The organism is Citrobacter sp. Marseille-Q6884, assembly GCF_945906775.1.
Taxonomy (GTDB): Bacteria; Pseudomonadota; Gammaproteobacteria; order Enterobacterales; family Enterobacteriaceae; genus Citrobacter.
Genome location: NZ_CAMDRE010000001.1, coordinates 1,918,123 through 1,933,804 on the forward strand (window position 1 = coordinate 1,918,123; position 15,682 = coordinate 1,933,804).

A 15,682-nucleotide genomic window follows, 5' to 3' on the forward strand; every position below is an offset into this window, starting at 1 on the left:
TTCATGCGCCAGCGTTATCCCATCCCACTCATTGCATCCCCCAAATGGAAGATCGGTAAATACATCGCGACGACCAGCGTACCGATAATCAGCCCCGTAATAACAAGCAGTGCCGGCTCAAGTAGCGCAGCCAGATTCTCAGCCTGAGACAGGGTGTTTTCGTTATGATGCCGGGCCAGATTATGCAGCATCACATCCAGTGAACCGGACGCTTCGCCTGATCTTACCAGCTGTAAACACAATGGACTGAATTCGCCGCTATTTTTCAGCGCCAGCCAGATCGGCTTACCGGCACTGATGTCGTCATGTGCCTGCGTTAAACGTGAGGACCAGAAGGGGCAGGCTAGCGTTTCTGCGACACTCTCCAGACCTTGTAAAAACGAAATACCTGCACTTTGCGTCAACGACAGGACGGTGAAGATCTGCGTGAGTTTTTGTCCCCTGACCAACGGTCCTGTGATCGGACAGCGCAGCAGAAGTCGCTGACGCAGGATAAGCCAGTACGGTTTTTTCTTTATCAGGTTGTACGTGACCCCCAGTGTCAGACTGAACGCGCCTACCAGCCATCCCCATTGGCTGCTGGAGTGCGCAAGGGCAATTATCCACTGAGTGAGCGCCGGTAGCGGAGTATTGAACGTACGATAGATGGCGGCAAACTCAGGGAGGACAAAGTGCAACATCGCGAGCACGACCATAACTGCCATCGCGAGGATGATAATGGGGTAACGCAGCGCTTTTTTAACTTTACTGGCAAGCTGCTGCTGATCTTTTTGCTGACGGGCGAGTGCGAAGCAGCAGTCGTCCAGCTTACCTGTGAGTTCCCCCGTGCGGATCATCGTCTGGTATAACGGTGGAAAAACGTGTTGCCATCGCGCCAGTGAAGTAGAAAGTGACATCCCCTGTTCCATATCGTCGGCAAGCGAGCGTAGTAGCGCCTGCCACTGACTGCTGGGGTGTTGCTCAGCCAGCAGAGTCAATCCTTCGCACAGCGTGAGTCCTGCCTTAAGTAATGTGGCCAACTGGTCAATCACTTCTGTGCTTCTTTCTCTGCGCCAGTGTGAGGTTTTTACGCACATACGTTTGATACGTATCGGCGTAATATGCCGGTGCGCCAAAGCCAATGTCAGTGACGGGCGACTCTCTGCCCAGAGAGCGCCTTCCATTGCCTGACCGTCGTGGCTTACGCCATGCCAACGCCAGAGTTGTTTACCTGGCATGGGGCATACCCAGTACGCGAATAAGCTCTTCAACGGTGGTCAGTCCTTGCTCTACGGCAAGGCATCCATTCGCAAAAAGCGTGCGCATTCCTGCCTGCTGAGCATCTGATTCCACCTCGTCTGCAGATATGCCGCTGGCAATGCGCTGACGCAATACGGGTGTGATGGGCAGAACTTCAAATAATGCGGTACGACCATAATACCCGTGATAACAGTGGTCGCAGCCGGGGGCTTGCCAGTGCGGAAGAGGCGTGGGCCAGAGTGTTTTTGGGAGTGTGAAGGTCGCACCAGGAGATTGCCGACAATGGGGGCACAGTTTTCGAACGAGTCGCTGTGCAATCACGAGCGTTAAAGCAGAGGCGATCATCCAGCGGGCAACCCCCATTTGCTGCAGGCGCACCAGTGTTTCACTGGTGGAGTTAGTGTGCAGCGTGGAGAGAACCAGATGCCCTGTTTGCGCCGCTTTAAGCGCAATTTCCGCTGTTTCGCCATCGCGAATTTCCCCGACCATGATAATGTCGGGATCTTGTCGTAGCAGTGCGCGCAATACGCCCTGGAAAGTGAGGCCGGCGCGTGGGTGAATTTGCGTCTGGTTTAGCCCCTCGATCGGAATTTCTACAGGATCTTCCACGCTACAGAGATTCACGTCAGGGGTATTTCGGGTTTGTAGCGCGCTGTAAAGCGTGACCGTTTTACCACTTCCGGTAGGTCCCGTTACCAGAACCAGTCCCTGAGGCTGCTGCAATGCCTGGGAAAAGGCTTCCAACTGCGCGTCCTGCATGCCCAGCGCTTTAATTTCCAGTGCTTGTTCAACCTGATGCAGTAATCGCAGCACCACTTTCTCACCGTATCGACAGGGCAGTGTGGAGATGCGAAAAGAGAGGGGCTCCCCGGAAATCTCAACGGTAAATTGCCCATCCTGCGGAAGTCGGTGTTCGGCTATATCCAGACTGCCTAACACTTTTAACCTGGCGGTAAGGGCAATGCCTGTCTCTTTAGGGATGTCTGGCAAGGTGTGAAGTACACCGTCTACACGTAATCTTATTCGATAACGATGCTCTGCAGGCTCAATATGAATATCTGACGCCCGTTTTGCCAGGGCGGATTGTAACGTCTGATTCAGCAACCCCGCCGTTGTGGCGCTATTTTCCGGTATGGCTGTCGCATGCTTTGGCTGTGATTTACGTGAGTAGGATTCCATTTGCTGGGGAGTCCAGCACTCAATATCGATGCGTTTTGTGGTCGCAAAATGCAGTGCGTCCAACAGTTCGTGGGATGGCGCGTCCAGGACGGCGATATGAACCGCGTCATTATCCGCATCCAGCAGTATTCCCTGATAACGATGACACAGCGCCGTCAGTTGTGTGGTGTTCATCTCTTTTCCTTAGTTTGCATCGAAACGGAACACGTCTTCACAGGCCTGTTGCAGGGCGCTGTCATTTTGAATGTTGCAACGACGATTCCAGCCGGTAATGCCGTTGGCATTTTCCCATCGTGGCGTCATGGTGATGCTGAGTCCGTTGAGGCTTTCCTGCCCGGTGAGGCTGACGACGCCTTTTTCAATACTCATGCCGGAGACATAGCGGGTCGTTGTGGGAGAGGGGATCCCATTGCTTCCACCATCACAGGTATTCGTACCGCCGTGCTCCAGCGCACAGAGTTCGACAGCCGTGCGATAGGGGATAAAGGTCTGCAGCATGTCGGTTAATGCGGCTTTGCGCAGGTAGTTTTGGTATGCAGGAATACCGATGGCGCTGAGTATGGCAATAATGCCAATGACCACCATCAGTTCAATAAGCGTAAAGCCCCGTTGCTTGTCCATCATTCGCTCCTTGAGTTAGCTGGCGCTACTTTGACAAACGAACGGGATCGCGGCGAGGGGCAAACAAATGAATGGGAAGGTAGGTTCAGAAGAGTTTAATCGGGTTGCATAATCTGAAGGCAGAATTGCGAGGCGCTACGAAAGAATGTGCCGGATAGTGGTGTAACCGACTGATCCGGCAGGGGGAGGCACTCAAGTCTGCCCGATAAAGATATGTTATCGGGCAATGCAGTCAGGTGTTAACGAAAACGCATGGAGAGATCGAGGGCGCGAACATGCTTTGTCAGTGCGCCAACGGAGATGAAATCCACGCCGGTTTCGGCAAATTCGCGCAGCGTTTCATGAGTAACGTTGCCGGAAACTTCCAGACGAGCCTGACCATTGGTGCGTTTAACGGCTTCGCGCATCTGATCGGTCTCGAAGTTGTCCAGCATGATAATGTCAGCGCCGGCCTTCAATGCATCGTCCAGTTCCTCCAGGTTTTCCACTTCGACTTCTACCGGAACATCCGGGTGCAGCCAGAACGCTTTTTCGACGGCCTGACGAACCGAACCGGAGGCAATAATGTGGTTTTCTTTAATCAGGAAAGCGTCAGAAAGCCCCAGACGATGATTCGTGCCGCCACCGCATAACACCGCATATTTCAGTGCCGTACGCAGTCCTGGCAGCGTTTTACGTGTATCGAGCAATTGGGTTTTTGTCCCGGCCAGTAAGTCCACGTATTGGCGTACTACGCTTGCAACACCGGAGAGCGTCTGCACAAAATTCAGTGCGGTACGTTCGCCTGTTAGCAGTACGCGGGAAGGACCGTCCAGCTCAAACAGCGGCTGATTTGCCTTAATGCTGTCGCCGTCTTCAACATGCCAGGTGACGCGTACGTCATCGCCAGCCAACTGGATAAAGACCTCTTCTACCCAACGTTTTCCGCAAAAGATGCCATCTTCACGGGTAATGACGGTAGCGTGGGAACGCATATTTTCGGGTAAAAGTTGTGCGGTGATATCGTTATTGGCATCAACTTCTCCGCCTAAATCTTCGCGCAGTGCCTGAGCAACAGCGGCAGGGATATCCAGATTTATACGTTCCAACAGCGCGTCACGTCGGTAGTCAGGGTTATAGCGGCGAGGCGGCATGATAAAACTCCAAATAGCTAACGAATCATAAGGTAGAAACATGCTACCCTGAACCTGATATAAGCACCACCAAAAGGAGATTCAGCATGTTGTTAGACGAGGGCTGGCTGGCTGAGGCACGACGCGTTCCCTCCCCACATTTCGATTGCCGCCCGGATGACGAAATCCCTTCTTTGTTGGTGGTGCATAATATCAGTCTGCCGCCAGGTGAATTTGGCGGCCCGTGGATAGATGCATTGTTCACGGGAACTCTTGATCCCAACGCTCACCCTTTCTTTGCAGAGATCGCCCATTTGCGCGTTTCTGCGCATTGCCTGATCCGCCGCGACGGTGAGATCGTGCAGTATGTTCCTTTTAATAAACGTGCCTGGCATGCCGGTGTGTCGAACTATCAGGGGCGTGAGCGCTGTAATGATTTTTCTATTGGTATTGAGCTGGAAGGAACGGATACGCTGGCCTATACCGATGCGCAGTACCAGCAACTGGCGGCCATCACGCAAGTATTAATTCAGTGTTATCCGAAGATTGCCAATAACCTGACTGGGCACTGCGATATTGCACCTGAGCGCAAGACCGATCCCGGTCCCTCTTTTGACTGGGCGAGATTTCGCGCGCTGGTCACCCCCTCGTCAAGCAAGGAGATGACATGACGCTGTTTACAACATTATTGGTGTTGATGGTTGAACGCCTGTTTAAGCTGGGTGAGCACTGGCAGCTTGATCACCGGGTTGAGGCTTTCTTCCGCCGGATAACACATTTTTCCATGGCGCGTACGCTGGGCATGGCCGCTATCGCGATGGCGGTGACCTTTCTGCTGTTACGTGCGCTGCAGGGGCTGTTGTTTAATGTCCCGCTGCTGGTGGTGTGGATCCTGATTGGCTTACTGTGCATTGGCGCAGGCAAGATACGCCTTCATTATCATGCGTACCTGAACGCCGCGTCACGTAATGATGCGCATGCACGTGAGGCGATGGCCAGCGAGCTTACGTTGATTCATGGCGTTCCACCGGATTGTGACGAGCGTGAGTTTTTGCGCGAACTACAAAATGCGCTGTTATGGAATAACTTTCGCTTTTACCTGGCGCCGTTGTTCTGGTTGATTGTCGGCGGTCCGTGGGGGCCGGTAACGCTGGTGGGGTATGCTTTTCTACGAGCATGGCAATCCTGGCTGGCGCGCTATCAGACGCCGCATCAACGTTTGCAGTCGGGTATTGATGCCATTCTGCATGTTCTGGACTGGATACCGGTTCGCCTGGTTGGTGTGGTGTATGCGTTGCTGGGACATGGTGAGAAAGCGCTACCGGCCTGGTTTGCCTCGCTGGCCGATCTGCATACTTCACAATATCAGGTGCTAACACGTCTGGCGCAGTTCTCGCTGGTGCGTGAGCCGCACACCGATAAAGTCGAAACGCCAAAAGCGGCGGTTTCTATGGCGAAGAAAACCTCGTTTGTGGTGGTGGTGGTTATCGCGTTGCTGACCCTTTATGGCACGCTGATCTAACGCTACGACACCTTGTCGTTTGAGAGAGTAGGGAATAGAGCGGGATTATCAGTAGACGGGATGCCTGAATCAGGCATCCCGTTTTTGTTCCTGCGTGATACAGGCGGGGATTAATGCGCTTTAACGGCTTTGGCTGTTTTTTGCTTGCACAGATAGCCGATGCCAAGAATCGCAATCCAGACTGGGATCAGGTAAACCGAGATCGCCATGCCGGGTGTCATCAGCATAATGACCAGCACTGCAGCCATGAAAATCAGGCAGACCCAGTTACCCAGCGGATAGAACAGTGCCGGGAAGCGGGTGACGACGCCCTGCTGTTGCTTCGCTTTGCGGAACTTCATGTGCGCAAGACTAATCATCGCCCAGTTGATGACCAGTGCAGAAACGACCAGTGCCATCAGTAAGCCAAATGCCGATTCCGGCGCCAGATAGTTGATCAGTACACACAACGCCGTCACCAGGGCAGAGACCAGAATAGTGTTGACCGGTACGCCACGCTTATCCACACTCATCAGCGCTTTTGGCGCGTTACCTTGCTGCGCCAGGCCGAACAGCATACGGCTGTTGCAATATACGCAGCTGTTATAAACAGACAGTGCAGCGGTCAGTACCACGACGTTCAGCGCATTCGCAACAAAGGTATCGCCCAGTTCGTGGAAGATCAGGACAAACGGACTGGTATCTGCGGTGACACGCGTCCACGGCATCAGAGAAAGCAGAACGGCCAGAGAACCCACATAGAAAATCAGGATACGGTAAATAACCTGGTTGGTTGCTTTGGGAATGCTCTGCTCCGGGTTATCGGCTTCTGCAGCGGTGATCCCGACCAGCTCCAGTCCGCCGAAGGAGAACATGATGATGGCCATCATCATGACCAGACCGGTAAAGCCGTGCGGCAGGAATCCACCCTGGCTCCATAAGTTACTGACGCTGGCCTGTGGGCCACCGTTGCCACTAAACAGCAACCAGCCGCCGAACAAAATCATTGCCACAACCGCGATGACTTTAATAATGGCAAACCAGAACTCCATCTCACCGAACACTTTAACGTTGGTCAGGTTGATGGCGTTGATAACAACGAAAAAGACCGCTGCTGAGGCCCATGTTGGGATTTCCGGGTACCAGAACTGGATATATTTGCCGACCGCGGTGAGTTCCGCCATGGCAACCAGCACGTACAGCACCCAGTAGTTCCATCCAGAAGAGAAGCCAGCGAACCCGCCCCAATATTTATAAGCAAAATGGCTGAAGGAGCCTGCAACCGGCTCTTCAACCACCATTTCACCTAACTGACGCATAATCAAAAAGGCGATAAAACCGGCGATCGCGTAACCCAGAATAATACCCGGCCCTGCAGACTGGATAACGGATGCGCTGCCGAGGAATAACCCGGTGCCTATCGCGCCACCCAGCGCGATAAGCTGTATATGGCGGTTTTTAAGGCCGCGCTTTAGCTGATCGCCATGCTGTTGACTTTCCATCATGAAACCTCGTGTGTGGTTTTACTCTTATATTCGAGTACTTATTTTTTGAACTACGCAGTAACGCGTGTGTAAGTTTGCAATTCCGTTTGTTGTATTAATTTGTTTACGGCAGTGGTCAGTAAAATGTTGCCTAAGTACTTTTGTCTTGATCAGAATAATGTTATGCGAGCGCGAATGCACTTGCTTTATGAAGGGAGGATGACGAGTTGAATAAAAAGAAACCATTTGTAAATACGGGATTATCTACCATATTATTCCTGGTATGAATTTTTATTCGATAAATATGAATGGAAAGTTGATAAATAACGAGTTGAATCGGTTCAGATGATATATTTTTTCGTTTCAATTACGTTAAAACTACTCCCTGGTGGGTAAATTTAACATTTGTGCATAGTTACATGTTTGAAACGTTATTTCTGTAATGTTGTTAAAATGTGCCCGCTTTACTGATTTCAATCAAAACCTGTATGGACAGAAGGTGAATACTTTGTTACTTTAGCGTCAAGAACATGAAATTGGTAAGACCAATTGACTCCGGGCAAATGGCTTAAGACAGGAAATCATGGCCTACAGCAAAATCCGCCAACCAAAACTCTCCGATGTGATTGAGCAGCAGCTGGAGTTTTTAATTCTTGAGGGGACACTTCGCCCCGGAGAAAAACTCCCACCGGAACGCGAGCTGGCAAAACAGTTCGATGTTTCCCGCCCCTCCTTACGCGAGGCGATCCAACGCCTTGAAGCGAAGGGCTTGCTGCTTCGTCGTCAGGGCGGTGGCACTTTTGTTCAGAGCAGCCTGTGGCAGAGCTTTAGCGACCCACTGGTAGAGCTGCTCTCCGACCATCCTGAATCCCAGTTTGACCTGCTTGAGACACGCCATGCGCTGGAAGGCATTGCCGCATATTACGCCGCATTGCGCAGCACGGATGAAGACAAAGCGCGAATCCGTGAACTCCACCATGCAATTGAGCTGGCCCAACAGTCCGGCGATCTGGACGGCGAATCTGATGCGGTTCTCCAGTATCAAATTGCTGTCACTGAGGCGGCACACAATGTGGTGCTGCTCCATTTGCTAAGGTGTATGGAGCCGATGCTGGCCCAGAACGTCCGTCAAAACTTCGAATTGCTGTATGCGCGTCGGGAGATGCTGCCGTTAGTAAGCAGCCACCGCACCCGTATTTTTGAAGCTATTATCGCCGGGAAGCCGGAGGAGGCGCGTGAAGCCTCGCACCGTCACCTGGCGTTCATCGAAGAGATTTTGCTGGACAGAAGCCGTGAGGAAAGCCGTCGTGAACGCGCCTTACGCCGCCTGGAGCAACGAAAGAATTAGTGATTTTTCTGGTAGAAAGTTAACCAGAAGATGTTGTAAATCAAGCGCTAACCAAAAGCGCGGCAACTAAACGCAGAACCTGTCTTATTGTGCTCTCTCGAACGAGAACACAATGGGACAGGTTCCAGATAACTCAACGTATTAGATAGATAAGGAATACCCCCATGTCAGAACGTTTCCCAAATGACGTGGATCCGATCGAAACTCGCGACTGGCTACAGGCGATCGAATCGGTCATCCGTGAAGAAGGTGTTGAGCGTGCTCAGTATCTGATCGACCAACTGCTTTCAGAAGCCCGTAAAGGCGGCGTGAAAGTAGCGGCAGGTGCAGGGGCCAGCAATTATGTCAACACTATTGCCGTTGAAGACGAACCGGAATACCCGGGCAATCTGGAGCTGGAACGTCGTATTCGTTCTGCTATCCGCTGGAACGCCATCATGACCGTACTGCGTGCGTCTAAAAAGGACCTCGAGCTGGGTGGCCACATGGCATCCTTCCAGTCCTCCGCAACGGTATATGATGTTTGCTTCAACCACTTCTTCCGTGCGCGCAACGAGCAGGATGGCGGCGACCTGGTATACTTCCAGGGTCACATCTCCCCGGGCGTGTACGCACGTGCTTTCCTGGAAGGTCGTCTGACTGAAGAGCAGATGGACAACTTCCGTCAGGAAGTTCATGGCAAAGGCCTGTCTTCCTACCCGCACCCGAAACTGATGCCGGAATTCTGGCAGTTCCCGACCGTATCAATGGGTCTGGGTCCAATCGGTGCGATCTACCAGGCTAAATTCCTGAAATATCTGGAACACCGTGGCCTGAAAGATACCTCTAAACAAACCGTTTACGCCTTCCTGGGCGACGGTGAGATGGATGAGCCGGAATCTAAGGGTGCTATCACCATTGCCACCCGTGAAAAACTGGACAACCTGGTCTTTGTTATCAACTGTAACCTGCAGCGTCTTGACGGCCCGGTCACCGGTAACGGCAAGATCATCAACGAGCTGGAAGGCATCTTCGCAGGTGCTGGCTGGAACGTGATCAAAGTGATGTGGGGCGGTCGTTGGGATGAGCTGCTGCGTAAAGACACCAGCGGTAAGCTGATCCAGCTGATGAACGAAACCGTTGATGGCGACTACCAGACCTTCAAATCCAAAGATGGCGCATACGTACGTGAGCATTTCTTCGGTAAATATCCGGAAACCGCTGCACTGGTTGCTGACTGGACTGACGAGCAGATCTGGGCACTGAACCGTGGTGGTCACGATCCGAAGAAAGTCTACGCTGCACTGAAAAAAGCGCAGGAAACCAAAGGCAAAGCAACTGTAATCCTCGCTCATACCATTAAAGGTTATGGCATGGGTGACACCGCCGAAGGTAAAAACATCGCTCACCAGGTTAAGAAAATGAACATGGACGGCGTGCGTTACATTCGCGACCGCTTCAATGTTCCGGTAACCGATGAGCAGGTTGAAAATCTCTCTTACATTACCTTCCCGGAAGGTTCTGAAGAGCACACCTATCTGCACGCTCAGCGTCAGAAACTGCACGGTTATCTGCCGAGCCGCCAGCCGAACTTCACCGAGAAGCTGGAACTGCCGGCCCTGGAAGACTTCGGCGCGCTGCTGGAAGAGCAGAACAAAGAAATCTCCACCACTATCGCTTTCGTTCGTGCCCTGAACGTGATGCTGAAAAACAAGTCGATCAAAGATCGTCTGGTTCCGATCATCGCCGACGAAGCGCGTACTTTCGGTATGGAAGGTCTGTTCCGTCAGATCGGTATCTACAGCCCGAACGGCCAGCAGTACACCCCGCAGGACCGTGAGCAGGTTGCTTACTACAAAGAAGACGAGAAAGGCCAGATTCTGCAGGAAGGTATCAACGAGCTGGGCGCAGGTTCTTCCTGGCTGGCCGCTGCAACCTCTTACAGCACCAACGATCTGCCGATGATCCCGTTCTACATCTACTACTCCATGTTCGGGTTCCAGCGTATTGGCGACCTGTGCTGGGCAGCAGGTGACCAGCAGGCGCGTGGCTTCCTGATCGGGGGTACTTCCGGTCGTACTACGCTGAACGGCGAAGGTCTGCAGCACGAAGATGGTCACAGCCATATTCAGTCTCTGACTATCCCGAACTGTATCTCTTACGATCCGTCTTACGCGTACGAAGTTGCCGTCATCATGCATGATGGTCTGGAGCGTATGTACGGTGAAAAACAAGAGAACGTTTACTACTACATCACCACGCTGAACGAAAACTACCACATGCCGGCAATGCCAGCAGGTGCCGAGGAAGGTATCCGTAAAGGTATCTACAAACTCGAAACCCTCGAAGGTAGCAAAGGTAAAGTTCAGCTGCTGGGCTCCGGTTCTATCCTGCGTCACGTCCGTGAAGCAGCGCAGATCCTGGCGAAAGACTACGGCGTTGGTTCTGACGTTTACAGCGTGACCTCCTTCACTGAACTGGCACGTGATGGCCAGGATTGTGAGCGTTGGAACATGCTGCACCCGATGGAAACTCCGCGTGTTCCGTACATCGCTCAGGTGATGAACGACGCGCCGGCTGTCGCATCTACTGACTATATGAAACTGTTTGCCGAACAGGTTCGTACTTATGTACCGGCTGATGATTATCGCGTACTGGGTACTGACGGCTTCGGTCGCTCTGACAGCCGTGAAAACCTGCGTCACCACTTTGAAGTTGATGCTTCCTACGTGGTTGTAGCGGCACTGGGCGAACTGGCTAAACGTGGCGAAATCGATAAGAAAGTGGTTGCGGATGCAATCGCCAAATTCAACATCGATGCAGAAAAAGTTAACCCGCGTCTGGCGTAAGAGGTAAGAGAATAATGGCTATCGAAATCAAAGTACCGGACATCGGGGCTGATGAAGTTGAAATCACCGAGATCCTGGTCAAAGTGGGCGACAAAGTTGAAGCTGAACAGTCGCTGATCACCGTAGAAGGCGACAAAGCCTCTATGGAAGTTCCGTCCCCTCAGGCAGGCATCGTTAAAGAGATCAAAGTCTCTGTTGGCGATAAAACTGAGACCGGTAAACTGATCATGATTTTCGATTCCGCCGACGGTGCAGCAGCTGCTGCACCTGCTCCGGCAGAAGAGAAGAAAGCAGCCGCTCCGGCCGCTGCTCCTGCTGCTGCGGCGGCAAAAGACGTACACGTACCGGACATCGGCGGTGATGAAGTAGAAGTTACCGAGATCATGGTTAAAGTGGGCGACACCGTTGCGGCTGAGCAGTCTCTGATCACCGTAGAAGGCGACAAAGCCTCTATGGAAGTGCCTGCGCCGTTCGCGGGTACCGTGAAAGAGATCAAAATCAACACGGGTGACAAAGTGTCTACCGGTTCCCTGATTATGGTCTTCGAAGTGGCTGGCGCAGCGCCTGCTGCTGCGGCACCGGCTCAGGCTGCGGCTCCTGCTGCTGCGGCGGCTCCGGCTGCTTCTGGCGCGAAAGACGTTAACGTGCCGGACATCGGCGGCGACGAAGTAGAAGTCACCGAAGTGATGGTTAAAGTGGGCGATAAAGTTGCCGCTGAGCAGTCACTGATCACCGTAGAAGGCGATAAAGCCTCTATGGAAGTACCGGCACCGTTCGCGGGTACCGTGAAAGAAATTAAAATCAGCACCGGCGACAAAGTGAAAACCGGTTCTCTGATTATGGTCTTCGAAGTGGAAGGTGCAGCACCGGCTGCCGCTCCGGCACAAGCCGCAGCGCCGGCTCCGACCGCAGCACCTGCACAAGCGGCCGCTCCGGCTCCGGCAGCGAAAGCGGAAGGCAAATCTGAGTTTGCTGAGAACGACGCCTACGTCCATGCGACTCCGCTGATTCGTCGCCTGGCGCGCGAATTCGGTGTGAATCTGGCGAAAGTGAAGGGCACTGGCCGTAAAGGTCGTATCCTGCGCGAAGACGTTCAGACTTACGTGAAAGACGCTATTAAGCGTGCTGAATCTGCACCGGCAGCTGCGGCTGGCGGCGGTATCCCGGGCATGCTGCCTTGGCCGAAAGTGGACTTCAGCAAGTTTGGTGAAATCGAAGAAGTTGAACTGGGCCGTATCCAGAAAATCTCTGGCGCGAACCTGAGCCGTAACTGGGTGATGATCCCGCACGTTACGCACTTCGACAAAACCGATATCACCGATCTGGAAGCGTTCCGTAAACAGCAGAACGCTGAAGCTGAGAAGCGTAAACTGGACGTGAAATTCACCCCAGTGGTCTTCATCATGAAAGCGGTTGCTGCGGCGCTTGAGCAGATGCCTCGCTTTAACAGCTCACTGTCCGAAGACGGCCAGCGTCTGACGCTGAAGAAATATATCAACATTGGTGTTGCGGTTGATACGCCGAATGGTCTGGTTGTTCCGGTCTTTAAAGACGTGAACAAGAAGAGCATTACCGAGCTGTCTCGTGAACTGACGACGATCTCCAAGAAAGCGCGTGATGGTAAGCTGACGGCTGGCGAAATGCAGGGCGGTTGCTTCACTATCTCCAGCATCGGCGGCCTGGGAACTACCCACTTCGCACCGATTGTGAACGCGCCTGAAGTGGCTATCCTCGGCGTGTCCAAGTCGGCTATAGAACCGGTGTGGAACGGTAAAGAGTTTACTCCGCGTCTGATGATGCCGATTTCTCTCTCCTTCGACCACCGCGTGATTGACGGTGCTGATGGTGCTCGCTTTATCACCATCATCAACAACACGCTGTCTGACATTCGCCGTCTGGTGATGTAAGCGAAAAAGCCGGCCCGACGGCCGGCTTTTTTCTGGTAATCTCATGAAGTCTGTGAGGTTATTGTGCGAAAGACAAATCGGTTGCCGTTTGTTGTTTCAAAATTGTTAACAATTTTGTAAAATACGGGCGGATAGAACGACCCGGTGGACGACGGGTATAAATTAAGAGGTCATGATGAGCACTGAAATCAAAACTCAGGTCGTGGTACTTGGGGCAGGCCCGGCAGGTTACTCTGCAGCCTTCCGTTGCGCAGATTTAGGTCTGGAGACCGTCATCGTAGAACGTTACAGCACCCTTGGTGGTGTTTGTCTGAACGTCGGCTGTATCCCTTCTAAAGCACTGCTGCACGTAGCAAAAGTTATCGAAGAAGCCAAAGCACTGGCTGATCACGGTATTGTTTTTGGCGAGCCGAAAACCGATATCGACAAGATTCGTACCTGGAAAGAAAAAGTTATCACTCAACTGACAGGCGGTCTGGCCGGTATGGCCAAAGGCCGTAAAGTGAAAGTGGTAAACGGTCTGGGTAAATTTACCGGGGCAAACACCCTGGAAGTTGAAGGTGAAAACGGCAAAACCGTTATTAACTTCGACAACGCTATCATCGCGGCGGGTTCCCGTCCGATCCAGCTGCCGTTCATTCCGCACGAAGATCCGCGCGTATGGGATTCTACCGATGCGCTGGAACTGAAATCCGTACCGAAGCGTATGCTGGTTATGGGTGGCGGTATCATCGGTCTGGAAATGGGTACGGTGTACCATGCGCTGGGTTCAGAGATCGACGTGGTTGAAATGTTCGACCAGGTTATCCCGGCTGCCGATAAAGACGTAGTGAAAGTCTTCACCAAGCGTATCAGCAAGAAATTCAACCTGATGCTGGAAACCAAAGTGACTGCCGTTGAAGCGAAAGAAGACGGTATTTACGTTTCCATGGAAGGTAAAAAAGCGCCTGCTGAAGCACAGCGTTATGACGCAGTGTTGGTCGCTATCGGTCGTGTACCGAACGGTAAAAACCTCGACGCAGGCAAAGCGGGCGTTGAAGTTGATGACCGTGGCTTCATCCGCGTGGACAAACAGCTGCGTACTAACGTACCGCACATCTTTGCAATCGGCGATATCGTCGGTCAGCCAATGCTGGCACACAAAGGTGTTCACGAAGGTCACGTTGCCGCTGAAGTTATCGCCGGTAAGAAACACTACTTCGATCCGAAAGTTATCCCATCCATCGCATACACTGAACCAGAAGTTGCATGGGTTGGCCTGACTGAGAAAGAAGCGAAAGAAAAAGGCATCAGCTATGAAACCGCCACCTTCCCGTGGGCTGCTTCTGGCCGTGCTATCGCTTCCGACTGCGCAGACGGTATGACCAAACTGATTTTCGACAAAGAATCTCACCGTGTCATCGGTGGCGCGATTGTCGGTACCAACGGCGGCGAGCTGCTGGGCGAAATCGGTCTGGCGATCGAAATGGGTTGTGACGCTGAAGACATCGCGCTGACCATCCACGCGCACCCGACTCTGCACGAGTCTGTGGGCCTGGCAGCAGAAGTGTTTGAAGGTAGCATTACCGACCTGCCGAACCCGAAAGCGAAGAAGAAATAATCTTCTTACTTTTGTGAAAACGCCTCTTCGGAGGCGTTTTTTTTGCGTGTCGTTATCTGTCCTACGGGGCTACTGGTTGCCAGGTTTTATCCGGGTGATATGCAGTTAACGCTTCTGCTTTTTGCTGTGATTCCGCACCGAGATCCGCCTGATAGACCTTGTCATCGCCGTTAATCATAAAACTCATCACCCCAGTGTGATCGTAGCTAACAGGCCAGGCCACCATCGCAAAGCCGCTGGTTTTGTCGGGAAGGATGCGGAAATGATAGCCGTGATACCCCGTGCCAGGTTCCTGCGGGCTGAAGGCCGGGCCAAGCGGACTTGGCGCTTCGCCGGGTGAAACCGGCCAGTACAGGCCATCTTTTTTCCCTTCAGAACTGACAATCTTTTGCGCGTATTTCTGGTTCATCGCGAAATAGCTCTGCTGAGCATCCACATAGGCGTGTAATGCCTCGATGGCCGCGAGCTCGTTGCGCCCGATCTCACGGGTCAGGATTTCATCAGCTGCCTGCTTAATGTCAAATTGCCAGCCGGACGCGGTTTTGATCACCGGGATTGGCAACTGCCAGTCGCTGTCCCCGACAACAAGGTGCGCCATATTGCCGTTGACGACAGTGTTATGGCGGACCTTCCAGTCGCGCAGGAAGCGATCAACCGCATCAGGATCGACGCCTTCTGGCGGCAGAAAATCACGCCAGTTTTCCCCGAGCAGGGTGTTCATCGCACTTTCATTTTGTTCACTGATAGCGCTTGCCAGCGCATCGGTGGCTTGATCGGGGGTGCTGAAGGATTGCTGTGCCATCGCGGTGGCCGAAACCATGAACAACACCATTCCACTGAGTAGTTTATTTTTCATGTCGGTT

General features: G+C 52.7%; 12 protein-coding genes. 6 read left to right on the forward strand and 6 right to left on the reverse strand.

Annotation, left to right across the window (positions count from 1 at the left end):
* Positions 1 to 14: 14 nt before the first annotated feature.
* From hofC to nadC, 4 genes are all read right to left on the reverse strand, one after another.
* Positions 15 to 1,217 carry a protein transport protein HofC gene (gene hofC, locus N7268_RS09090; protein WP_260862586.1) on the reverse strand — a complete coding sequence of 401 codons (1,203 nt, stop codon included), beginning with the start codon at positions 1,215 to 1,217 and terminating at the stop codon, positions 15 to 17.
* The gene (gene gspE / locus N7268_RS09095; protein WP_260862587.1) at positions 1,207 to 2,592 is read right to left on the reverse strand and encodes a type II secretion system protein GspE; all 1,386 of its coding nucleotides are present in this window, start codon (positions 2,590 to 2,592) and stop codon (positions 1,207 to 1,209) included. The genes hofC and gspE overlap by 11 nt, the downstream gene beginning before the upstream one ends.
* Before the next feature lie 9 nt (positions 2,593 to 2,601).
* Entirely contained in the window at positions 2,602 to 3,039 is a 438-nt protein-coding gene (gene ppdD / locus N7268_RS09100) for a prepilin peptidase-dependent pilin (RefSeq protein WP_260862590.1), read from the reverse strand.
* A gap of 239 nt (positions 3,040 to 3,278) precedes the next feature.
* Positions 3,279 to 4,172, reverse strand: a complete 894-nt coding sequence (gene nadC / locus N7268_RS09105; RefSeq protein WP_198906453.1) for a carboxylating nicotinate-nucleotide diphosphorylase — start codon at positions 4,170 to 4,172, stop codon at positions 3,279 to 3,281.
* Between the two features lie 86 nt (positions 4,173 to 4,258).
* On the opposite strand from nadC, the gene ampD reads away from it, so the two are divergent.
* Both ampD and ampE read left to right on the forward strand, forming a co-directional pair.
* Positions 4,259 to 4,822 (forward strand): 1,6-anhydro-N-acetylmuramyl-L-alanine amidase AmpD, encoded by a 564-nt coding sequence (gene ampD, locus N7268_RS09110; RefSeq protein WP_260862592.1) that lies wholly within the window; start codon positions 4,259 to 4,261, stop codon positions 4,820 to 4,822.
* On the forward strand, positions 4,819 to 5,673 hold the full coding sequence (ampE, locus tag N7268_RS09115; protein WP_260862593.1) for a beta-lactamase regulator AmpE: 855 nt from the start codon (positions 4,819 to 4,821) through the stop codon (positions 5,671 to 5,673). The genes ampD and ampE overlap by 4 nt, the downstream gene beginning before the upstream one ends.
* A 110-nt stretch (positions 5,674 to 5,783) precedes the next feature.
* On the opposite strand, the gene aroP is transcribed toward ampE, so the two are convergent.
* Entirely contained in the window at positions 5,784 to 7,157 is a 1,374-nt protein-coding gene (aroP, locus tag N7268_RS09120; RefSeq protein ID WP_260862594.1) for an aromatic amino acid transporter AroP, read from the reverse strand.
* 562 nt (positions 7,158 to 7,719) lie between these two features.
* Between aroP and pdhR the strand changes: the two genes are divergently transcribed.
* The 4 genes from pdhR (at position 7,720) to lpdA (ending at position 14,819) form a co-directional block, all read left to right on the forward strand.
* The gene (gene pdhR, locus N7268_RS09125; protein WP_198906449.1) at positions 7,720 to 8,484 is read left to right on the forward strand and encodes a pyruvate dehydrogenase complex transcriptional repressor PdhR; all 765 of its coding nucleotides are present in this window, start codon (positions 7,720 to 7,722) and stop codon (positions 8,482 to 8,484) included.
* Positions 8,485 to 8,648: 164 nt separating this feature from the next.
* Complete coding sequence (aceE, locus tag N7268_RS09130) at positions 8,649 to 11,312, forward strand: pyruvate dehydrogenase (acetyl-transferring), homodimeric type (protein WP_198906448.1); 2,664 nt, start codon at positions 8,649 to 8,651, stop codon at positions 11,310 to 11,312.
* Between the two features lie 14 nt (positions 11,313 to 11,326).
* The gene (gene aceF, locus N7268_RS09135) at positions 11,327 to 13,219 is read left to right on the forward strand and encodes a pyruvate dehydrogenase complex dihydrolipoyllysine-residue acetyltransferase (RefSeq protein WP_260862595.1); all 1,893 of its coding nucleotides are present in this window, start codon (positions 11,327 to 11,329) and stop codon (positions 13,217 to 13,219) included.
* A 175-nt stretch (positions 13,220 to 13,394) separates the two neighbouring features.
* Complete coding sequence (gene lpdA, locus N7268_RS09140; RefSeq protein WP_198906808.1) at positions 13,395 to 14,819, forward strand: dihydrolipoyl dehydrogenase; 1,425 nt, start codon at positions 13,395 to 13,397, stop codon at positions 14,817 to 14,819.
* A gap of 61 nt (positions 14,820 to 14,880) precedes the next feature.
* Here the strand turns inward: lpdA and N7268_RS09145 are convergent, their stop codons facing one another.
* The gene (locus tag N7268_RS09145) at positions 14,881 to 15,675 is read right to left on the reverse strand and encodes a DUF2950 domain-containing protein (protein WP_260862598.1); all 795 of its coding nucleotides are present in this window, start codon (positions 15,673 to 15,675) and stop codon (positions 14,881 to 14,883) included.
* Positions 15,676 to 15,682: the final 7 nt, after the last annotated feature.